The organism is Agromyces sp. MMS24-K17, from assembly GCF_043950245.1.
Classification (GTDB): domain Bacteria; phylum Actinomycetota; class Actinomycetes; order Actinomycetales; family Microbacteriaceae; genus Agromyces.
In genome coordinates, this window is sequence record NZ_CP171640.1 from 284,161 (window position 1) to 306,075 (window position 21,915).

At 73.4% G+C, this 21,915-nt stretch carries 17 protein-coding genes; 3 read left to right on the plus strand and 14 right to left on the minus strand.

Annotated features, from left to right (window positions below; all coding sequences use genetic code 11):
• Positions 1–60 precede the first annotated feature (60 nt).
• On the plus strand, positions 61–2,949 hold the full coding sequence (locus tag ACGGZK_RS01200) for a BTAD domain-containing putative transcriptional regulator (protein ID WP_395244447.1): 2,889 nt from the start codon (positions 61–63) through the stop codon (positions 2,947–2,949).
• 25 nt (positions 2,950–2,974) lie between these two features.
• On the opposite strand, the gene ACGGZK_RS01205 is transcribed toward ACGGZK_RS01200, so the two are convergent.
• Genes ACGGZK_RS01205 through ACGGZK_RS01260 form a run of 12 tightly spaced genes read right to left on the minus strand, consistent with a single transcriptional unit; the run spans position 2,975 to position 15,737 of the window.
• Complete coding sequence (locus tag ACGGZK_RS01205) at positions 2,975–4,408, minus strand: NADase-type glycan-binding domain-containing protein (protein WP_395244448.1); 1,434 nt, start codon at positions 4,406–4,408, stop codon at positions 2,975–2,977.
• Positions 4,405–4,920, minus strand: a complete 516-nt coding sequence (locus tag ACGGZK_RS01210) for a phage tail protein (protein ID WP_395244449.1) — start codon at positions 4,918–4,920, stop codon at positions 4,405–4,407. The genes ACGGZK_RS01205 and ACGGZK_RS01210 overlap by 4 nt, the downstream gene beginning before the upstream one ends.
• A gap of 52 nt (positions 4,921–4,972) precedes the next feature.
• Positions 4,973–6,916 carry a putative baseplate assembly protein gene (locus ACGGZK_RS01215; RefSeq protein WP_395244450.1) on the minus strand — a complete coding sequence of 648 codons (1,944 nt, stop codon included), beginning with the start codon at positions 6,914–6,916 and terminating at the stop codon, positions 4,973–4,975.
• Entirely contained in the window at positions 6,913–7,326 is a 414-nt protein-coding gene (locus ACGGZK_RS01220; RefSeq protein WP_395244451.1) for a GPW/gp25 family protein, read from the minus strand. The genes ACGGZK_RS01215 and ACGGZK_RS01220 overlap by 4 nt, the downstream gene beginning before the upstream one ends.
• A gap of 8 nt (positions 7,327–7,334) precedes the next feature.
• On the minus strand, positions 7,335–9,218 hold the full coding sequence (locus tag ACGGZK_RS01225) for a VgrG-related protein (protein ID WP_395244452.1): 1,884 nt from the start codon (positions 9,216–9,218) through the stop codon (positions 7,335–7,337).
• Positions 9,205–9,960: a LysM peptidoglycan-binding domain-containing protein gene (locus tag ACGGZK_RS01230; protein WP_395244453.1), complete on the minus strand. Its 756-nt coding sequence runs from the start codon at positions 9,958–9,960 to the stop codon at positions 9,205–9,207. Before ACGGZK_RS01230 ends, ACGGZK_RS01225 begins: the two co-directional genes overlap by 14 nt.
• A gap of 9 nt (positions 9,961–9,969) precedes the next feature.
• A complete protein-coding gene (locus ACGGZK_RS01235; protein WP_395244454.1) occupies positions 9,970–10,413 on the minus strand; it encodes a phage tail protein in 444 nt (147 codons plus the stop codon).
• 9 nt (positions 10,414–10,422) lie between these two features.
• On the minus strand, positions 10,423–13,119 hold the full coding sequence (locus tag ACGGZK_RS01240; RefSeq protein ID WP_395244455.1) for a hypothetical protein: 2,697 nt from the start codon (positions 13,117–13,119) through the stop codon (positions 10,423–10,425).
• Positions 13,120–13,122: 3 nt separating this feature from the next.
• Positions 13,123–13,281, minus strand: coding sequence for a DUF6760 family protein (locus ACGGZK_RS01245; protein WP_395244456.1), 159 nt, complete (start codon positions 13,279–13,281; stop codon positions 13,123–13,125).
• Positions 13,278–13,706 carry a hypothetical protein gene (locus ACGGZK_RS01250; RefSeq protein ID WP_395244457.1) on the minus strand — a complete coding sequence of 143 codons (429 nt, stop codon included), beginning with the start codon at positions 13,704–13,706 and terminating at the stop codon, positions 13,278–13,280. Before ACGGZK_RS01250 ends, ACGGZK_RS01245 begins: the two co-directional genes overlap by 4 nt.
• Entirely contained in the window at positions 13,706–14,152 is a 447-nt protein-coding gene (locus ACGGZK_RS01255) for a phage tail protein (RefSeq protein WP_395244458.1), read from the minus strand. The genes ACGGZK_RS01250 and ACGGZK_RS01255 overlap by 1 nt, the downstream gene beginning before the upstream one ends.
• A gap of 49 nt (positions 14,153–14,201) precedes the next feature.
• Positions 14,202–15,737 carry a phage tail sheath family protein gene (locus tag ACGGZK_RS01260; RefSeq protein WP_395244459.1) on the minus strand — a complete coding sequence of 512 codons (1,536 nt, stop codon included), beginning with the start codon at positions 15,735–15,737 and terminating at the stop codon, positions 14,202–14,204.
• Positions 15,738–16,019: 282 nt separating this feature from the next.
• Between ACGGZK_RS01260 and ACGGZK_RS01265 the strand changes: the two genes are divergently transcribed.
• Both ACGGZK_RS01265 and ACGGZK_RS01270 read left to right on the plus strand, forming a co-directional pair.
• A complete protein-coding gene (locus ACGGZK_RS01265) occupies positions 16,020–16,259 on the plus strand; it encodes a helix-turn-helix domain-containing protein (RefSeq protein WP_395244460.1) in 240 nt (79 codons plus the stop codon).
• Entirely contained in the window at positions 16,249–17,571 is a 1,323-nt protein-coding gene (locus tag ACGGZK_RS01270; protein ID WP_395244461.1) for a type II toxin-antitoxin system HipA family toxin, read from the plus strand. The genes ACGGZK_RS01265 and ACGGZK_RS01270 overlap by 11 nt, the downstream gene beginning before the upstream one ends.
• A gap of 100 nt (positions 17,572–17,671) precedes the next feature.
• On the opposite strand, the gene ACGGZK_RS01275 is transcribed toward ACGGZK_RS01270, so the two are convergent.
• Positions 17,672–21,166: a hypothetical protein gene (locus tag ACGGZK_RS01275; protein WP_395244462.1), complete on the minus strand. Its 3,495-nt coding sequence runs from the start codon at positions 21,164–21,166 to the stop codon at positions 17,672–17,674.
• Positions 21,167–21,169: 3 nt separating this feature from the next.
• Entirely contained in the window at positions 21,170–21,877 is a 708-nt protein-coding gene (locus ACGGZK_RS01280) for a DUF4157 domain-containing protein (RefSeq protein WP_395244463.1), read from the minus strand.
• Positions 21,878–21,915: the final 38 nt, after the last annotated feature.

Below are 21,915 nucleotides of genomic sequence, written 5' to 3' on the forward strand. Positions count from 1 at the left end.
GCCGCGCCGGGGTCGGGGTAGGTTGCCGCTCAGCGCAGTCGGCTCGACTCGGGGGGAGCGATGGAACCTGCGCACGCGGGGGATTCCGGCCCCGTCGGGGCCGGGTGGGAGCGGCCGCGGCTCGTCCGGCGGCTGCTGTCCCGGCGCGCGTTCGTGATCGCCGGGGCGGGCTCGGGCAAGTCGGCGCTGCTCGCCCAGGCGGCCGCGGCGGAGCCCCGGAGCATCCTCGTGCGCCTCTCCCCCGCGCATGCGACGCCCACGTCGCTCGCGGCGGAACTCGAGGTCGTGCGCGCGACGGCGAGCGCCCGCGCGACGGAGGTGGTATTGCTCGACGACGCCCAGTGGTGCGCGGGCGGTGAGGCCGGTGCCGTGCTCGAGCAGTACCTGCTCGACGCCCCGCAGCGCGTGGTGGTCGCGTCGCGCGAGCCATTGGCCGCGGCCGCGCCGCGCGCCGAGTACGGCGGCGCCACGACCGTCGGGGTCCGCGACCTCGCGCTGCGGCTCGACGAGGTCGGCGGCGCGTTCCTCGCCTGCGGCGCGGCGCCGCCGCCGCTCGAGGTCGCATCCCGTCTGCTCGCGGAGACCGCGGGCTGGCCGGCGCTCGTCGGCCTGATCGCCGATGCGGTCGCCGGGTCCGACCACGACGGGGTCGGGGCGGCGATCGCGGTGGCCGTCGCCGGCGACACCGCCGCCCCGCTCCTCGACGCCCTGCTCGACGAGCTCGAGCCCGCCCTCCAGCAGGCGATCCGCGATGCGAGCGTGCTCGCGGTGCTCCGCCCCGGCACCGTCACCGACCTGCTCGGCCCGGCCGCGGCGGCCCACCTCCTCCGGGCGCTCGACGATGGCGCGCTGCCGCACCGGCTGCGCGCGGACGGCGGCCGCGAACTGCCCCGGATGCTCCGCCGTCACGTGCTCGACCGCACGACGGCCGCGCACCGCCAGACGCTCGCGAAGTCGGCGGCCGCCGTGTGCTCCGCGCGCGACGCGCACCGGCTTCTCGCCGAGGCGGGCATGCACGACGCCCTGCTCGCGCGGCTCCGCGACGAGGTCGAGGCCATGACGACGCCGGGTTCGGCCGCCTGGGCCGGCTCGCTGCCCGTCTGGCGCGACGACGCGGTCGCGGTCATCGCGCAGGCGCGGGCCCTGCTCGACGACCGGTCGCCCGCGGCCGCCCACCGCCGCCTCGCGGGACTCGACGCGGTGCCGCAGCCGCCGTCGGTCGCACATGCCCTCCGCGGGCTGCGCCGCGAGGCGGAAGGCGACCTGGAGGCTGCGGCATCCGTCGTCGACGAGTCCCCGCGCACCGACGGGCTCGGTGCCGACGGCAGTCGGCGCGCTGCCGCCCCCGGCGCCCCCGGCACCCCCGGTGCCCTCGTCGATGCGCGCGACGCCGACGCCGACCGGTCGCCCGCGCAGCGGGTCCGCTCCGCCGTGCACCGGCTCCTCGCCGGCGACGCGGTCGGTGCGGTGCGGGTACTGCGGTCGGTCGCCCGGGATCCGGGCGCGGCGGCGCCGGTCGCGCTCTCGGCACGGCTCGCCACGGTGGTCGCGCAGTCCGCCGTCGCCGATCCGGCCGACACGGTGACCGCCGCGTGCCAGGTCGAGGCCGACGCCGAGTCGCTCGGGTGCACCGGGCTCGCTCGGCTCGCCCGGGGCGTGCTGGCGGCGCTCGGCGGCGGAGCTCCGAGGGCGGTCCGGGAGGTCGTCGAGGCGTGCGAGGCGCGGGGCGATCACGCCGGCGCCGCGCTCGTGGAGGCGACCGGACTGCTCGGGCGCCTCCGCGACGGCCGGGCCGATGCGCGCAGCGCCGGACGCCTCGCCGATCGCCTCGCGGCGCTGGGGTGGGTGGATGCGGCGTCGTTCGCGCGCTGCACGGCGGCGTACCTGGCGGCGACGCACGGGTCGCCCACTGCCGCCGCCGCGATCGCCGGAGCGGCATCGACCCGGGCCGTGGCGCGCTCCGAGGCATCCCGAGCGTGGCTCGACGCGGCGCGGTCGCGACTCGCGACCCGTGCGCGGGACCGCGCCGAACTGCTCACTCGCGCCCGGCACGCAGCACTGGCCGCCGGGATGCCCCGCCTCCCGGTGCGGCTGCCGGCCGTGCCGGCCGAGCCCGCCGCGACGACCGGGCCGCCCATGTCGACCCTCACGACCGCACGCGGCGCCGTCGCTCGTCGGCCCGAGCTCGACCGGGTGTCGTCGGCCGCGACCGGGCCGCTCTCCTTCAACACGACCGAGCGGATGCCCCGGGTCGCGGTCGGCTGCTTCGGCGGGTTCCGCCTCACCGTCGAGGGGCGCGAGCTCGACCTGCGCGGGGTGCGGCCGCAGGCCAGGAGCGTGCTGCGCATCCTCGCCCTGAACGTCGGCGCGCCCGTGCACCGCGAACTCATCGCCGACCTGATCTGGGGCGACCTCGGGCCGACGTCGGCGATGCACGCCCTGCACGTCAGCATCTCGAGCCTGCGCCGCGCCCTCGGCCAGGGCACGGCCGACCGCATCGTCGAGCGCGACGGCGAGGCGTACCTGCTGCGACTCGCCGACCGGCGCGACTGCGACCTCGCCGACTTCGACGCGAGCCTCGAGGACGCGGCCAACTCCCGCCGACGCGGCGACGCGGCGGGCACGGCCTCCGGGCTCCGGCATGCGGTGCACCGCTACGTCGGCGAGATCCTCCCGGAGGACGGGCCGGCCGAGTGGGCGGTCGGCGCACGCGAGCGCTACCGCACGCGCGCGTCGGAGGCCGCGGCCGCCCTCGCGCACCTCGAACTCCGCACGGGCGACCGGCAGGGCGCGCTGGATGCGGCGGCCCGCGCCGTCGAGATCGACCCGTGGCTCGACGAGTCGTGGCGCGCGCTCGTGACGGTGCATCGCGAGTCGGGCGACGTCGTCGCCACCCGGCGCGCGGAGGAGGGCTACCGCCGCATGCGCCAAACGCTCGGGGTCGAGTAGCCGCTCGGGGTGGAGTAGACGCGGCTCACCGCCCGCGGAAGCCGAGCTCGGCGATGGCGACGTGCGTCTGGTCGGTCGCGCCGTGCGCGGTGGCGATCGTGAGCCGCAGGGCCACGACGTCGTCGATGCCGAGGTCCCACGACTGGGAGTCGGGTGCGTCGGCGACGGTGATCGTGCGCTCCACGGTCGTGCCGTCGGCGCGCGTGACGGTGAGCAGCACGGTGTCGGGCCGCCCCTCGGCGAGGAACTCGGCGGGCGTGTCGGATGCCCCGGGCACCATCTGCATCGACACGAGGCGGAACGGCTCGTCGAACGCCAGGTCGAGGAACTCCCCCGGCGCCGGGCCGGGTGCCGCGGGCGCCCACGACGTGTTCGAGAAGCCGTCGTAGGCCGACTCCGGTGGACGTCCCTCGGCGGAGCTCGAGGCGGCGATCGAGACCGGGCTCACCGGCGTCGCGGCCGCGACGCGGTCGACGAGCGTGGCCGTGGTGCTCGCGATCCAGTCACGCGCGACCCACGCCACGGCGGCCAACAGCACGACGACGGCCGGGACGACGACCCACGACGGACGGAACCGGCGCGTGCGCACCAGCGGCCGGGCGCCGGCGTCGGGCTGCGCCGACGCGGCGAGCACGGGCATGGCGGATGCGTCGAGCTGCGTCGCGCACCGGCGGCAGAAGTGCCGATCGGGGGCGTTGCCGGCCCCGCAGTTCGGGCAGACGATATCGCCGGGCCGCGGCGCGTCCTCCGCGCGGGCGGTGCGGCGCTTCGGCGGGCGGCGGGGCGCGGCGGCCGGCTTGCGGGCGGCGGGCTGCACGGGCGCGGGCTGCACGGCGGTCGGCTGCACGGCCGCCGGCAGGACCGCGGCGGAGAGCACAGCAGCGGGATGCATCGAGTCGGGCTGCTCCGTCGGCGCGGCCAGGACCGGTCCTGGCTCTGGTTCGGGCTCCGGCTCTGGCATCGGCTCCGGCCCGGCCTGGGGCTCTGGTTCCGGAATCTGCTCAGGCTCCGGAATCGGTTCCGGCCCGGCCTGAAGCTCTGACGCTGGCTCTGGAATCGGCTCAGGCTCCGGCATCGGTTCCGGCCCGGCCTGGGGCTCTGGCTCAGGCTCCGGAATCGGCTCAGGCTCCGCCATCGGTTCGGGCTCTGGCTCAGGCTCGCGCGCGGGAATCAGGCCCGGCTCCGCGACCGGTTCGGGCCCCGGTCTCGACTCAGGCTCCGGCCCTGACTCGCCCGAGGCATCCGTTTCGCTCGAGGCATCCGTCTCGACCGAGGCATCCGTCTCCCCCGAGGCATCCGTCTCGCCCGGGGCATCCGTCTCACCAGAGGCATCCGCTTCGCCCGGCGCATCCGCCCCGGCATCCCACCCGAGGTAGGTGCCGCAGTTGCCGCAGAAGTCGTCGTCGGGGGCGTTGAGCGTGCCGCAGTTCGGGCAGGCCACCGTGCGCACGTCGGTCACGACCCGCTCCCTCCGCCGGTGCGCACCTCGACGGTGCACGGCACGTGCACCGGCACGAGGGTGCGCACGACCCGCACGAGTCGCGGCTCGAGCCCGTCGTCGAGCGACCGCTTCGGCACCGTCACCCGCACCGTCACGGCGAGCTCGCTGGAGCCGGGCAGGTCGCCGCCCGGGGTCGGCGACCACGCGATGCCGCCCGACTCGACGACCTCGACGGTCGATCCCGGGCCGGCGGCGAGCCGCACCGCGTCGGCGATGCCGCCCGCCGTGCCCGACCGTCGGTGCAGGGCCACCGCACCCGCGACGATCTCGCGGCGCTGCGGCACCGACCACGCCTCGTCGACGCGGATGTCGACCCAGCCGGCGAGCCAGTCGAGGAAGTCGGCGGGGGCGAGCCGGGGGTCGACGTAGGCGGGGAGGTTGTCGAGCACGGCGAGCACGGGCGCGATCGCGTCGTCGAACGCGGGGAGCATGCGCTGGAGGAAGTCGTCCTCCTGGAGGATGGCGGGCATCCGGGTGAGGAAGGGGGCCGGGGACGCCAGGCCGGGCACGGCACCGCGCACGTCACACCCCCGAGACCACGCGCACCTGGTGCTCGAAGCTGAACACCAGCGCGTTGGGGTCGAGCGGGATGCGCTGCGCCGGTTCGCCGCGCTTGCCGGTGATCGGGTCGGCGCCGAAGAGCAGTACCTCGTCGAGCAGCTCGGTGCCGGGCAGCGCCTGCAGCACCGCGTACACCTCGCCCGCCAGCACCGGCCGGCCGAACGGCCAGCCCTGCCCGTCGGCGCCGCCGACGACCGGGTCGAAGTGGCGGTACAACGCGGCGAGCGCCTGCGCCCGCAACGCCTCGACGGAGGCGCGCGGCCGGGCCACGAGCTTCGCGACCACCGTGATGCCCTGGTAGGCGGGCGGTTCGATCACGAGGCGCGAGCCCACCGGCCGGCGACGGTCGAGGTCGTCGGCGATCGCCTGCAGCAGCTCGTCCGACGGGAGCAGGTCGGCGAACGCGACCCGTCCGTCGGCGCCCATCGAGACGGTCGGCACGACGAGCAGGCGGGCGCCGTCGCCCGCCTTCCCGGCCGGCACGCAGTGGGCCCGGGCGATGCCGGGCGCCGCGGCGCGGGCGAGGTGCTCGTAGTCCTCGGCGGTCACCGCCCGGTCGCGGGTGCGCACGGCGAGCGGGCCGCGCACCCGGGCCTCGTCGACGGTCTCGCCGTCGGTGCCGTCGTGCGCGGCGCGCCGGTTCGTCACCCCGGAGACGAACGGCACGGTCGAGCGCAGCACGTTCAGGGCGCCTGCCGCCACGTTGCCCGACCCGCCACCGCCCATGCGGTACGAGGGCACGCGCATCGGCGCGCCCTTCGGCGGCACGGCGCCGAAGCGGCGGAGCGAGCCGTCGGCCTCGCGCACGGCCGGGGCGAAGGCGACGGCCCCGCGGGTGCGGTCGACGCGCACCACCCGGTCGTCGGGGTCGCAGCCGGCGAACGTGTCGACCTCGGTCCACGTCTGCCAGTCGCCCCCGCCGCCGACCTCGACGACGAACGGGTCGCCGCCGGCGAGCACAGGACGGGCCGCGAGCTCGAACACCTGGCCCGGTACGCCCTCCGAGAGGCCGAGCACCTCGTCGGCGACGGTCTCGGCGTGCACGGCGCCGACGACGCCGCCGACCGTCTCGGCCGACACCGAGCGCACCACCGGCGACGCCGAGTACGTCGGCGTGCCCTCGGGCACCTCGATCACGCGGCAGCGCAGCCACGCGGCCCGCTCCCCCGCGATCGACGACGCGACGTGCCCGCGCGGCACGATGAGCACCACCTCGCCGGGCCGGTTCAGGCCGCCGGTGCCGTCGCCGACGACGTCGCAGGCCGACCACTCCGACCCGGTCCACGCCTCCCACGCGATCGGCGGGTCGAGCGGGTCGACGCCGACGCCGCGCACGGTGCAGTCGATGCGCACCGACAGGGCGAGGGCGCCGCTCGGCTGGTCCATCCCGACGAGCAGCGCGTCGCCGATCGCCGGCGCCTTCTGGAAGGCGTCCATCGGGCCGTCCTTCAGCCGGGCCGCGCCCACCCACGCCTCGCCCGAGACGGGCGCGGTGCCGACGAGGTCGGCCGCCCGCGGCGGGATCGCCAGCTCCTCGACCGTCGAGAACACGATCGACGCGCGGTCCTCGGTGCGGGGCGTGCCGACCTCGGTGCGAGCCGGCACGACGACCGTCTCCGGTCGCGGCGCCGACAGCCACAGCACGACGTCGGCGGTCGCGGCGGTCGGGGCGTGCAGCTCGACGCCGAGGAGCTCCAGGAAGGAGAGGTACAGCTTGTCGGGCACCCGGTTCAACCGGTACAGCAGCTCGTCGGTCATGAACGCGAAGGCCTCGATGAGCGTCACGCCCGGGTCGGAGACGTTGTGGTCGCTCCACTCGGGGCAGCGCAGCGCGATGAGCCGCTTCGCGTCGTCGACGAGGTCCTGGAACCTGCGGTCGTCCAGGTTGGGCACGGGCAGGGTCATGACGCCACCTCCGAGTCCTCACGGGGGATCACGTAGAAGGGGAAGACGAGGTTGCGGGGGTCGTTGGTGCCGAGGATCTCGTACGAGACGTCGATGAGCAGGCACCCCTCGTCGGCCCGGTCGAACGACACCGACACCCCGACGACCTCGATGCGCGGCTCCCAGAACCGCAGCGCCGAGCGCACCGCGGCGCCGATCGCGCCGGCGGTCGTCGCATCGGCGGGGGCGAACACGTAGTCGTGCACCGCGCAGCCGAACTCGGGCCGCATCGGCCGCTCGCCGGGCGCGGTGGCGAGGATCAGCCGGATGCTCTCCTCGATCTCGCGCTCGTCGGCCGACAGCGCGATGCGGCCGGCGGCGTCGGCGCGAACGGGGAACGCCCACCCGCGGCCCACGAACTCCTGTGCCATGTCGCCCCCTAGTTGATCTTCACGAGGCTGCCGCGCACGGTCATGACCCCGGACGAGGACACCTCCGCGCTCGCCTGTCCCTTGAGCGCGAGGTTCGCGCCCGACACCTCGGTGCTGCCGTCCCCGGCGACCTTCACGGTCGCGCCCTTCAACTCGGCGCCCGTGCCGGCCGAGAGCTTCAGGTCGGTCGTCGCCGAGATCTCCACCGTCTTCCCGGTCAGCTTCACCGTGCCGGAGTCGGCCGCGACCGTGGCATCCGTCTTCGCCGTCACCTGCACCGGGCCCTCCGAGATGATCTCGATGCCCTTGTCGGCGGTCTGCGTGAGCGTGACGCGCTGCGCCCGCCCGTTGGTCGTCACCTGCGCGAACTCCTTGCCCGAGTCCTCGCCGAACTCGATCGTCATGCCGGTGCGCGACATGAACGATCGCTGCACGACCTTGCCCGACTTCACGATCTCGGCCCACGGGTCCTTCGGCAGGTCCCGACCGTTGTAGAGCCCGCCGAGCACGTACGGCCGGTCGAGGTCGCCGCCCTCGAACGCGACGAGCACCTCGTCGCCCACCTCGGGCATCACGGCCGTGCCGCGGTCGGCCCCCGCCCCGACCTGCACGAGCCGGGCCCAGGCGCTCACGAAGTCGTCGCTCAGTGCGGGGATCTTGACGCTCACCATGCCCCGGGCGTCGCGCTGCCCGCTGTCGTCGCCGTGGGCCGACACGATGGCCGGCAGCACGCCGAAGATGCGCGTCGACGTGCCGCCCGCGCCGCCGGCCGCGCCGCCCGCTCCCCCGGCGCCCGCGACGCCCGACGCGATGCCGAACAGCGAGCGGTCCGACGCGTTGGTGACGTGCACGCGGGTCGTGTACCCGAGGTCGGCCGAGAACTCGTGCACCGTCTCGGTGACGGTGTACCGGCCGTCGAACGGGGCGCCGTAGCCGCGCACGCTCACGGCCGTGCCGGTGCGGATGCGCGTGGTGCCGAGCACGAGCGCCTCGAGTTCGGCGAATCCGCCGGCGATGCGCTCGGCGACGGCCTTGGCCAGCGCGTCCTGCGACCCGGTCTGCCCGTCGCCCGACGGCACCAGGAAGGCGGGGCTCTTGAACGTCTCGGCGAGCGCGGCGGGCGTCACCGCCAGGCCGGCGCTCCGTGTCTTCGCGGGCGCCTTCGAGACGACGGCCTCCTTCCGCGCGGGGTCCCAGCCGCGCACCTCGACCTCGGGCACCTGCTCGCTGCTCGTCACCGTCGAGCGGAGGTGCAGCACGTTCTGCCCGTGCTCCAGCACGACGGCGTCGCTGCGCGCTCCCACGTTCGAGGCGGGCGCCTCGGCCGACTCGGTGGGCGGCTCGCAGATCAGCTCGCCACGGCTCACCGAGAACGTGTAGCCGACCCGGTCGGCGAGCCGCTTCAGGAACACCCAGTCGCTCACGTTGTCCTGGCTGAGCTGCGCGTGCACGGTCGACGTCGAGGCGACGCGCACGCGGAGCCCGGCGGCCTTCCCGACCTCCTGCACGACGTCGGAGATGGTGCGGTCGCGGAACGCCCGCACCCGTCGCCCGCGGAACAGCCGGTGCGACGCATCCAGCCCGCGAACCCGGGTCACGAGGCTGCCGCCGAGGTCCTCGCGCTCGAGCGCGGTCACCTCGCCCTCGACGAGCACGGCCGGCGCCCCCGGCCCGTTCTCGGAGACCGACAGCTTCAGCTTCGTGCCGACCGCGATGCCCGCCTTCTGCAGCAGGTCGCCCGCGGTGTCGGCGAACTCGAGGTCGAACCCGTCGGGCAGGCTCGCCGCGTCGACGATGCGGCCGTGCACGAGCAGCGCCGACAGCTGCGCGTCGAGCGCCCGACCTGCGACCTCGACGAGGAGCGAGCTCGTGTAGACGTCAGTGGAGGGCACGCGCGAGCTCCCTTCGCAGGTCGTCCTGCCTGGCCTCGAACTCCTCGGCGACGGGCAGCAGGATGCTCCGCCCCGGCGGGATGCGCATGGGGTCGTCGATGCCGTTCGCGTCGGCGAGCGCGCGCCACAGCGCGGGGTCGCCGTACTCGCGGAACGCGATCGCGGCGAGGGTGTCGCCCTCGCGCACGACGTGGAGGCGCCGCGGCTGCAACCCGCCCGAGGTGGGGTTCTGCTTGCCCATCTCGCTGGCGAGCTCCTCGATCGCGACCGTGCAGACCGCGCGCACGGGCTTCCCGGTCGGGGTGAACAGCGTGTACTTCGCCGACACGCTCGTGACGTACCCGACGAAGCCGCTGAGCCCGCCCCACATGAACCGCACCCACGGCGGCGACGGCTTCTTCGTGTTCTTCGACTTCTCGGTGGGGGCGGTCGCCTTGAAGAGGTCCTCGACCTGGGTGACGACGCTGTCGTCGCGCGAGAGCGAGGCGTCGAAGTACATCTCGACGGTGAGCTTCTGCGGCTCGGGGCCCTGGTAGCTGGCCGGCGGCGCCGAGGTCGCCTTCTTCTGGTTCTTCCGCTCCCACTTCGCCGTCTTCGCCATCGTCAGCTCCTTGGGGTTGAGCTGGAACTTCAGCGTCTTGATGATCCCGGCGTCGCGGCCGGGCTCCGAGCCCGGCTCCAGGAGTTCGAGCTTCGCGGGCTCGAGCTTCTTCTGCGTGTCGGCGGTGTGCGTGAGCGGCATGGCGGCCTCCTAGATCGTCGCCCCGGTGACGAGGAACCCGTGATGGGCGATCTCGAGCGTCTCGGTGAGCACCTTCGGCTGGTCGGGGCTGAACCCCGGGCCGGTCCAGCGCACCGGGATCACGTCGTTGATCGACCAGGTCGCGATGTCGGTGCCGCGCGCGTTCTTCGCGACGATCGTGCCGGTGCTGCGCTTGGACTCACCGGTGATCGAGAGGATCCAGTTGAGGACCATGTCGCTCGACCCCTGGTACACGGGCCTGCTGAGCTTGATGTTCGGGTACTTGAGCCGGGTCGGGAACTGCCACACGAACGAGTTGTTGCCGCCCTCCTCGCGGGACTCGATCACGACCTCGACACCGAGCCCCTCGCACCCGGTGAACTCGCCGAGGTTCGACTGGTCGAGCTGCACCACGTAGCGCACGCTGACCGCGGTCGTCACGTCGTCGATCACGGGGTCACCTCACAGTCCGTCGATGCGGATGCCTCGCCGCTCGCGATCGAGCAGGAGTTCCGACTTGATGCGCCGCACGAGGGGCGCGTAGAGGCGGGCGGCGAGCTTCTCGAGCTCGGCGGGCGTGGCGGCGGTCGCGGCGGCCCCGGGGGCGCCGACGACTCCGGCCGCGGCCCCGGCTGCCGCGCCCGCGGCTCCGGCCCCGGCTGCGGCGAGCGCGCCGGCAGCGTCGGATGCCCCGCTCGCGAGGTCGGCCGCACCGGATCGGACGCCGTCGAGGACGCCTCCGGCGTCGGCGGCCGCGGAGTCGGCGAGGCCGGCGAGCGCGCCGGCGTCGGGCACCTGGGGCAGGCGAGGCAGCGGGAGCGGGCCGGCGGGCAGGCCGGGGATGGCGCCTGGGAACGCCGCCGCGGGCGAGGTCGGGATCGCGGGGAGGGCGGGCATGCCGCCCGTCGGGATCGACGGCAGCGAGGGCGCGGTCGGCAGTCCGCCGGGGAGCGACGTCGGGATGGCGGGAAGGCCGGCGGGCAGCGCGCCGGGCAGGCCGCCGGGCATCCCGGGCGGCAGTCCGGGCAAGGCCGGCATCGACGGCAGGTCCGGCAGCCCGTACAGGTCGTCGGGCAGGGCGGGAGCCCCGGGCAACGCGGGCATCGAGGGCGCCTCGGGGAGGGAGGGCATGCCGCCCGGGAGGCCGGCGAGGTCGGATGCCCCGGGCAGGTCGGATGCGCCGGGCAGGTCGGGTGCGCTCGGCAGTGCGGGCGCCTCCGGCGGGCGCGGCAGCGCCGGCATCGTCGGCACCGCCGGCCCCGACCCGAACGGGTTCCACCGCTGCACCTGCGCCCAGAACCCGCGCCGCTCGTCGCGGGGCGTCTCGGGTGCGGCGGACGCGCCTGCGGACGCATCACCCGCCCATCGGTCGGAACGCGCGGCCGGCGCCGCCGCCCCGGACGATCCCGACGGCCCCGCGGTCGGTGCGGACGGCGCGGCCTGCTCGGGCGTGAGCACGCGGGCGACCACGACCGATCCCGGCCGGGCCGGGGCTCCCGACCGGGCCGTCCGCCCCCGAGTCACGGGCGGCCCGAGCGCCGTGCCGATCGCCGGTTCGATCGCTCGGGCGGCGACCAGTGGCGCGATGGTCGTGGCCTCGACGGCCGGCGACCGCGGCACGCCGGAATCGGGCCCGCCGCCGGACGAGGATCCGGGCTCGGCGTCCGCGGCCCCGGACGGAGCGACCAGGGTCGATCCGGTCTCCGGGGCCGGGCCGCCGAGCCCGCCCGAGTCGTGCGAGAGCGGGTCGACGGCACCCACGTCGGGCGACGTCGACGCGACCGAGTCCTGGGTCTCGCCGGTCCCGTCGACCGTCGGCGGTCCCGTCCGCTGGAGCGGCATCGGCGGCACGCCCTCCGGCGTGCTGATCGGGCGACCACCCGACGAATCGGCGGCGAGAGTGGTCGGGCTGGCCTCGCCGAGGAGTGGCGAGATCGTGGGCGGAGCCGCCGCGTCGTCGTCTGCCGCGTCGGTCGCGACGGCCCCGCCGTCTCCGTCGACCGGCGCGTGCGTCGACCCGGCACCCGACGCGGGGCCCGTGCCCTCGGCACCCGACGCGCTCGCGCTGCCGTCGGGCCGCGCGTCGCGGACCTCGGGCATCGTGCCCGTCGCGCCCGACGGGCCCGACGCGCCCGCCGCCGACTCGGCCCGTCCGGCGGTGGGCATCGGTTCGCCCGACGTCCGCTGGACGGGCGGAAGCGGCGCCCCCAGGCCCAGTCTCCGCGGGATCGGCGCCGGCGTCGGGCCGGCCGCGGCGGTCGAGGCATCCGACCCGCCGCCGCTCGAGGCCGAGGCTGCTGCGGCATCGTCGCCCGACCGCTCGACCGATCGCATCAGCGGCATCGCCGGCGTCGCCGGACTCGACGACGTTCCGTCCGTCTCCGCGTCACCGGCGGCCTGATCACCGGCGGCGACCGCCCCGATCGCGCCGAGCGGTCCGTCGGCGCTGCCGCCGAGCGTCGAACGCTGCAGCGACTCCGTGGCCCGCGGCGGCATCGCCGGCGCGGAGCCCTCCCCGTGGGCCGTCCCCGGCTCGGCCGGCGCCGGTCCGCCGACCCCGCCCGTGACCTCCGCCGGGCCGGCCGACACGTCGTCCGAGGCATCCGCGGCCGCCGACGCCCCCGCCCGCTCCGACTCGACCGCCGGTTCCGACGCCGCCACCGGAGGTGCGGCATCCGGAAGCGGGGCGACCGGAAGCGGGGCATCCGGCGAGTTCGAGGCATCCGATGCCGCCTCGGTCCCCACCGCGTCCGACGCATCCACGCCGCTCGAGGCATCCGCCCCGATCACCGACCGCTGCACCCGCGCACCCCGCCCCGCGTCGCCGGCGGGCGACGGCGGCCGCAGCGACAGCTCGGTCGCCGGCGCCGCCGCGACCGGCTCACCGAGCGCGCCGGTGTCGGCCGCGACCGTGCCCGCGGGCGCGGTGCCGTCGACGAGGTGGCCCATCGATCCGAGGAACGAGGGGTCGACCCGCGTCGGCAGGTGCGCGACGAACCCGGCGCGCATCGACGTCTCCGGCGCCGGCGCGCTCGTGCGCTGCAGCGGCGGCAGGAACGCCCAGCCCGCCGGAGCCGGCGGAGGCGGCGACGACGCGGCGGGCGCGCCGTCGCCGGCCGGCGTCACCGGGTCGCGATCACGTTGCCAGGGCCAGCGCACGAGTCACCGCTCCTCGCCCATGCGGGTGTTGATCGCCGCGATCTCCCGCACGTACCGGAGCCGTTGCGGGTGCTCCAGGTCGAGGATGTCGTCGAGCGACCAGTGGAAGTGATAGGCGACGTACGCGACCTCCTCGTGGATGCGGTCGGCCGCGTACGTCATGATTCCCCCAGGCGACCGCCCCCGAGGTCGGCCGTGAACCGGTGCGAGCACTGCGGACACGTGACCGCGATCCGCGTGTGCCCCTCGGCGTTGATCCGACGGTAGAAGTCCTGCAGGAACGCGACGTCCGACGCGAACATGTTCTCGACGACCGAGCCGTCGACGTTCGACAGCTCGCCCAGCTGGGTGATCACGCGCCCGAGGAGCACCACCGTCGTGTAGGCGGGATTCTCCTGCACGCGCGCGTCGTACAACGGCAGCAGCTCGTCGCGCGCCGTGGCCAGGCGCATCACCCCCCGGCGGTGCACCCGACCGCCCGCGTCGACGAACCCGCGCGGGAGTTCGAACGCGAACTCCGTGCGCATCGGCTCGTCGACGCGGCCCTCCTCGTCGGTGCTCGCGCGCGTGGAGATGACGCGTTGCATCACTTCACGCTCGACTCGTCGTAGCAGACGGTGAACTTCTCGGTGGCCTGCTCGGCCGCGCCCGCCTTCAGCGAGTTCAGCTCGACGCTGCGCACCCAGCAGTTCAGGAACTCGTACGTCTTGATCGGCGCGCCCTGGTAGTCGAGCAGTTCGACCGAGGCCGTCTTGCGGGCGCCGGCGACGTCGCCGTCCATCACGACCTTCAGCCAGTCGGTGACGGTCTTCGAGTCGGTGAGGCCGCGGGTGATGGTGAACTCCCCCGACTTCGGCCGGCCGATGAGCTGGCGCACGACGTACTTGCCGTCGTTGGTGTTCTGCTTGAGCTCGATCTTGTCGACCTCGGACTTGAGGCCGGACACCTCGATCACCTTCGGGATCTCGATGCCGTCGATGACGACCTTGAATCCGTTGGCCGGTGACGAGTCGAGCGGGTCGGCGAGGCCCATGGTTTCCTCCTGGTGATGATGATGCGATGGCGGATGGCTCGGGCGGCGGTCACTCGGCTACGAGGCTGGTTCCGCCGGAGAACTGCGACAGCTGGAAGATGACGAACTCGGCCGGCTTCACGGGGGCGACGCCGATCTGGCAGACGACCTGGCCGGAGTCGATCACGTCGGCCGGGTTCGTCTCGTCGTCGCACTTCACGAAGAAGGCCTGCTCGGGCGTCGCCCCGAAGAGGGCGCCCTTGCGCCACTCGCCGATGAGGAACGCCGAGATCGAACGCCGCAGCTTGCCCCACAGGGCCTGGTCGTTCGGCTCGAACACGGCGAACTGCGTCGCGTTCAGGATGGACTTCTCGAGGTAGTTGAAGAGGCGGCGCACGTTCACGTACCGCCACGCGGCGTCGCTCGACAGCGTCCGCGCACCCCAGACGCGGATGCCCCGCCCCGGGAAGTTGCGGATCGCGTTGATCCCGATCGGGTTCAGGAGCTCCTGCTCGGTGCGCGTGAGCTGCGTCTGCACGGCGACCGCGCCGCGGATGACCTCGTTCGCGGGCGCCTTGTGCACGCCGCGCTCGCTGTCGTTGCGCGCCCACACCCCGGCCATGTGGCCCGACGGCGGGACGAACCGGTTCGTGCCGGTCAGCGGGTCCATCACCTGGAACCACGGGTAGTAGAGCGTGGCGAACTTCGAGTCGTACCCGGCCTGGTTGCGGCGCCAGTCGACGATCTCCTGCGCGTTCAGCGAAGGCGGCGGGTCGAGGATCGCCATGCGGTCGCCCATGAGCTCGCAGTGCGCGATGACGGCGAGCTGCACGGCCTTCACCGTGTCGAGGTCGATCGCGCCCTGCTCGTACGCGGCCATCAGGTCGGGGACGCTCACCATCGTGACCTCCTCGACCTCCTCGAGGCCGCTGAAGCCGGTGCGGTCGGCGGCGTCGCCGACGTAGTTCGCCGCGGAGAGCTGGTCGAGCGCGAGCGGCTCGGGCGCGGGCTCGGGGATCGCCAGGTCGAAGGTGCCGGCGACGGGCTTGGCGGGCGTCGACGCGGGCGGCGCCTCGACCTCCTCGAGGGTGACCGTCTTCGACTCGGCCGAGACCTTGGTCACGACGTAGTTCTCGCGGTCGGACTTCGTGGAGACGTTGCCGTAGGTCTCGGGCTGGCGCCCCTCGACGAGGATGACGAGCTTGAACTCGTCCTCCGGCGGGTTCTCGCCGTCGGCGGGCCCCACCTCGACCTTGACCTGCTTGGCGTTCGCGGCGCCCTTCGCGATGACGCGATAGCCGCCGACGGTGACCTCCTGCGGGTCCTTCGGCGCTTCCTTCGCGTCCTTCCGGCCCTTGCCGGCCGAGACCGACGACGTGCCGATCCGCACGACGAAGCAGTTGCCGCCGCCGTTGAGGAAGTAGCCGTACACCGCGTACGCGAGGTACGAGCCGGGATACAGGCCGCCGAACTCGTCGACGAACTGGGTCCAGTTGCTGACGAGCGTGGGCGTGTTCTCTGGTCCCTTCGGCGCAAGGCCGATGAACGCGGCGACGGCGGTGCCGACGCCCTCGATCGGGCGCGTCGCCGCGTCGATCTCCTGCACGTAGACGCCTGGAGAGAGGTACGTGGGCATCGGAGGCTCCTTCGCGATCTGCCTATGCAGGCAGGATCGAACGGATGCCCCGGCGGCGGTCAGTCTGCGCGTGCGTGCGTGCGGGAAGGATGGGGTGCGCGAAGGGGCAGCGGGGTCGCCAAGGGCACGTCCAGGTCGAGCTGGGTGCGAATGTCAGTTCCCTGTTTGACTACTCTCCGGTAGTCAAATCACTTGACTACCATGTAGTAGTCAGACAAACTGACTACCAAGCAGTAGTCACCGGAGGCCCGCTTGTACACCGCCACCATCACCGACGCCACCAGGTTCGGACTCGCCCTCCAGCAGGCCCGAATGGCCGCCGGCATGTCCCAGCGCCAGCTCGCCGAACGGATCGGCGTCAGCCAGCGGTACGTCTGGGAGCTCGAGTCCGGGAAGGACTTCCCGGCCATCGCCCGCCTCATCGACGCGCTCACCGCCACCGGCGCCACCATCACGGTCGCCGTACCGGAAGGGCTCACCGATGCCTCGTGAACTGACCGTCGAACTGCATGGCGAACGAGTCGGCTCCCTGGTCGAAGTCCGCGGCGGCATCGACTTCCTCCCCGACCCCGATGCCGTTCGTCGGCACGGGCTCGGATCCCAGGTCATGTCCCTCGCCGTTCCGCTCGTCCCCCGCCCGAGCCCACGAGACCGGCGTCGGCGAGCGAACTTCTTCGCCGAGCTGCTCCCCGAAGGGCGGGCCCGCCCTCAGTTGGCGACGCTCGCCCGGGTGCCGGACGACGACGTCCTCGGCATGCTCGCTGCGTACGGACGTGACGTCGCCGGTGCCCTGCAGATCTGGGACCCCGCCGTTCCAGACGAGCCGCGAACCCCTGCGATCGAACCGGTGGACGACGCAGCGATCCGCACCATGCTCGACGATGTGCAGCGCACCCCGCTCGGGAACGCCCCACGCCGCGGGAAGACGTCCCTGAACGGCGTCCAGTCGAAGATCGTCCTCGTCCGCACCGACGACGGGTGGGCTCGCGCGCTCGACGGGTACCCGTCCACCCACATCGTGAAACCCATCGTCGCCGACCTGCCGACGATGATCTTCGACGAGGAGTACGGCTCCCGCTTCGTTCGCGCGCTCGGTCTCGCCCGGTTCGAAACGACGCTCACCCGGTTCGTCGACGCGGCCGCGCTCGTCGTCGAACGGTACGACCGGTCCCCCCTGTCGCCTGACGGGCGGATCCACCAGGAGGACTTCTCCCAGATCCTCGGCCTGGCCGGCGACCGGAAGTATGAGACGTACGGCGGCCGCGGCCTCCGGGAAGCCGCCCGGCACCTCGACACCGGTGACCGTTCCCGGCTCGCCAAGATGGTGACGCTGTCGATCGCCGTCGGAAACCTCGACATGCACGCGAAGAACATCTCCGTCCTGCACCACCCGGACGGCACGTTCGAGCTCGCACCGATGTACGACTGCGTCCCGCAGACGTTCCACGACAACGACGGAGCCTTCGCATTCGCAGTGAACGGGGTGTTCGAGCACCGGCTCATCACCCGACAGGACCTCGCCGCCGAGTTCACCACCTGGGGTGTCCCGGACGCCCCGGGGGTCATCACCGCGACGCTCGAGCAGATCCGCCACGTCGCGACTGAGGAACGGCCGCATGTGGCCGCGCAGCCCGGGCTGCAGCAGATCGTGCTCCGCTTCACCGACAACCTGCTCGCCGGACGCGCCGCAGGAGACGACGGCGACGGCATGTTCGACCCGGCCGCCGGGGCCGCGGCCGCGACTGGTGGCGGCGGGTGGGCTCGCGCGGAACAGCCGGTCCGGTGGCCCGCGGAAAGGTCCTGACTACCGAGGAGGCGTTGGCGGTCATACGCCGCGCGCCGCGAAGATGGCGTGCGGGAAGGACGGGGTGCGGGAAGCGGCAGTCCGGCACCGGATGCCCCGGTCATGGAGTCGCGGGTTGAGCTGCGGCCGCCGAGAGGAGTGTCCGCGACTGGGCGAAGACGGATGCCGCGAATCCACGCAGCGCGGTCTCCTCTGCCTCATGCTGATCGATCGCGCTTCCGACACCCGACAGCGGGGTGAGCGAGAAGAGGTAGTTCTGCTCGGCGAGCGTCGCCTTCGCCGCATACTCTGCGCTGGCGGGATCTCCTCTCCCCGCCATTGCCGTCACGGCGATGTTGTAGTTCTGCTCGGAGTTCGCTGCCGTGCCGAGGGACGCGAGATAGCCCGGTGCGTTCCGCTGGCCCTCCTGCGGCTTGAACGTCTTCACGTGCTCGTCGTGCGGCAACTTCATGGTCGGCGCATGGAACTTGTTGTATCCGATGATCGCCGCGGAATACCCCGACTGCTGGCCGACGTGGTGCCAGTCATCCGGATCCCCGGACTTCCGGTCGCCGTAGGCGTTGATTCTCGAGTCGCCCGTCCCCGGGTCCGGGCGACCACCTTTCCGAACTGCCTTCGCCTTCTTGAGGATCTCGTACACCCGATCCGCATCCCCGGCTTTGAGGACCTTCTCCGCCTCATCGCTCCCGATCCACAGCTTCGGCACGTTCGCGGGCCGATTGCTCTTGATCCACGTGCGCATCTGGTCGATGGTCTTCGCATCGATTCCACCGGATCCGACGAGCGCGTTGGACGGCGGCGAGATCGCCCGCTGGACCTCCGCGTGCACGGCCCAGCGGTCGCCAACCACGACCGGCTCCAAGAGCGACAACCCATAGGGGTACTTCAGGACTGAGAGCATCGGTCGAGCGATCCTGTCCCCGATGCGCTTCCCGGCGAACTTGTTGAGGACTCCGACTCCGACCTTCATGCCCTTGTCGAGCTTCTCCTCCGGCGTCTTCTCCTTGATCCCGAGCTTCTTCTTGAACTTGCCCCAGGCCTCCTTGCCCTTGGCCTTGATCTTGGCGAGGGCCTTCTTGCCGAGCGCGAGCGCCTTCTTGCCGAACGCGATGGCCTTGCCGACGACCCAGTCGATGACCTGGTTGACGGGCTTCTGCACGGCCTCGATGATCTTGCGGATCTTCCCCGAGATGCCGCCGAGGCCGAGGAGCGAGGCGAGGAAGCCGATGAGCACCGGCACCATCTTCCCGAGCGTCTTCTCGATGTACCCGGCGACCGCTCCGACGCCGCCCGAGGCGATCGACTCGACCGAGTCGAGGATCGAGTCGACGAAGGCCTTGATCTGGTCGGCCTTCTCGACGAAGAACATGACGACGTCGTAGATCATCTTGCAGGCCTTCACGAACGCCGACGCGGGGTTCAGCATCGAGATGAGCCACACGATGCCGGCCTTGATGATCTCGACCGACACCATCTCGCGCACCTGGCCGAGGATCATCTCCTTGATGTCGCCGACCTTCTCGACGACCATCCGCCAGAGGCCGCCGAGGCCCTCCTTGAGGATGAGCTTCACGACGTCGAAGCCCTGCTCGACCATCTCGATCGTGCCGGGCGGGAGCTTCGCGGCGATGCGGGCGCGCACGTTCGCCCAGGTGAGTCCGAGCAGCGACAGCACGAGCTTGAGCACGCCCTGCAGGTCGAACTTCTCGGGCAGTTCGATGCCGGCGGCCGACAGCGCGCCGAAGAGCCAGGTCTGCAGCCCGGCCTTCAGGTGGGTCAGGATGTTGGATCCGAAGGCGACGATGCCGCCCTTGACCGCGTTCACGAGGTTCCCGAGGAAGGCGATCGGGTCCTTGATGATCTTCTCCACCGCGCCCATCGCGCGGGCGAGCACGCCGAGCAGCATGTCCTTGAGCTTGAGGATGGTCTTGATGGCCCCGCCGACGGCGTCCTTCGCCTTGTCGACGAGCCCCTTGTGCTCCTCCTGCATCTTCGTGATCTCGTCGTCGACGGCGGTGCGCGCCTCGACGTACTTGGTCGCGAGGTCCTCGGCGAGCGCCTGCCCCTTCTCGTCGACCGATTCCTCGAGCGACTCGAAGCGGCTGCCGACGTCCTTCGCGGCATCCGCCCCGACCTTGCGCAGCGCGGGCGAGAGCCCGCGCACGTACGCGTCGAGGTCGGCGCGGCCCTTGGCGACGCGGTCCTTGGCGCGGGTGAGTTCGCGGCCGACGAGGTCGGCGACGTCGTTGATGACCTTCGTCATGCCGGCCTCGTAGGAGCGGCGGGCGCGGGCGAAGATCTCGTTCACCTCCGGCTCGGGCCCGAGGAGCAGGTCGGCGGTCCAGCGCAGCCCGCCGCCGACGCCGGAGTACCGACGGTCGCGGAACTCCCGCATCTCCCGGGTGTGCTGGTCGGTGAAGGCCCGCTTGGCGGCCGCCTCGCCGGTGGTGAACGCCGTGTTCACCTGGGGGTCGATGCCGGTGAGGATGGCGTCGACGGCGGCCTTGGTCTCGTCGAAGATGGCGGTCACGCGCGCGGTGACCTTGGCGCGCTCCTGCTCGTCCTTCGACTGCGCGCCCTGTTGTCCGCCGGTCACGCGGGCGAGTCCGGCGCGGCGCGCGCCGAGCATCGCCGTCGCGGCACCCGCCCCGGCTGCGGTGGCGTCCTGGCGCGCGGCGCCGAGGACCTGCGCCTCCTGCTCTCGCACGGCGGCGGGCGCGGTCTGCGCGTGCTGCTCGGCGTCCTGCTTCGCGGCGAGCGCGCCGGCGAACTCCGGCTCGTTCGAGTTCCGGAGCTGCTGGTCGGTGACGCCGGCATCCGCCATCTGGGCGTTCGTCTCGGCCGGGCCGTGTCGGAGGTCGAGCTGCTCCGGTGGCGCACGGGAGGGCGCCGCCTGTCCGGCGTCGATGCGCGGGGTGGCGACGGCGGGGTCGGGCGGGAGGGGCTCGACGGGCTTCTCGACGGCCTTCGACGCGTCGGGCGGCTTCGCGGATGCCTCGGCCATCGGCTTGGCCGCGCCGTCCTTGCCCTGCGCGACCCGACCGCGAACGTCGGCGGCGATCGCGTCGGACTTCCCCGACCTCCCGAACTCGTCGGCCTCCTCGAGCGACTTCGGCGACTGCTTGTCGATGGCGGCCTTCACCGCGGCGACGAAGGCGGCCTTGTCGAAGCCGGGTGCGGGTGCGGCGGTCATCTCGCCGGCCTTGGCCGCCTTCGCCTGGGCGTCGCGGTCACCCGCGGGCGGTGCGGCGGCCTTCGCGGCGGCGGCCACCTTCGAGGCGGTCGACGGATGCCGCGCCGCCGATGCCGTGGCCCTGCGCGTCGACTTCACCGCGGCTGAGAGGCCCGGATGCTTCTTCGGGTCGGGTGGCGCAGGTGGCACGGGCGGCGCCGTCGCGCCGGCCTGCACGAGGCGCTGCACAGGGTGCCTCGTCGGTTCACCGCCGAGCAGCGCGGCGACGGCGGCGTTGCCGGCGACGGCCTGCAATTGCAGCACCTGGGCTCGGGGCGAGCGATCGGCGGCGGTCGGCGCGGAACGTCGCGCGGTGCCGGCACCGGCCGGATCGCGTGCACGATCGGCGTGCAGCACCGGCATGGCTCAGGCCTCCTCCGCCTCCTCCTCCGACGCTTCCTCGCGCTGGACGAAGAGGCCCTGCACCGACGCCTCCGCCTCCTCCTCGGAAGCCTCCTCGCGCTGGACGACCGGGCCGCCGGCCGAGGCATCGGCTTCGCGTTGCACCGGCGCGGGGTCGCCCATCACGCGGGCCGCGTTGTCGGCGGCGGCCGTCTCGAAGCGGTCTGATGGATCGCTCACGCTGATGCCGCCGCCCGACGGCGTGCCGTCGACCGGGCCGGAGCGCTGCTGCATGACGTGGGTGAGCTCGTGCGCGATCGTGGTGCGCCCGGCCGTCGACGACGGGTCGTAGGCGTCGCGCTGGAAGACGACGTGGTTGCCGACGGTGTAGGCATGCGCGCCGACCGACTGCGCCGACGCGTGCGCGTCCGCCCCCGTGTGGACGCGCACGTCGCCGAAGTCGCTGCCGAGGCGCTGCTCCATGTCGGTGCGGAGGCCGGGCTCGAGCGACGACCCGCCCGCGCCGATGACGTCGTGCACGGGCGACCGCTGCTCATCGACCAGGTCGCTCACCGCGCCGTTGCCGGCCTCGCGCTGGAGTCGCAGCATCGCGTCGCGCCCGAGCACGTCGGGCCGGTGGGCGACGAGCCCGTGCAGCGACGTCTCCACGTCGCGACCGGGCTTGGGCTGGAGCGCGACGTCGACGCCGCGTTCCTCGTCGTGGATCCGCATGGCGCACCTCCTCGATCCCTCCATTGCACGCCGACCGG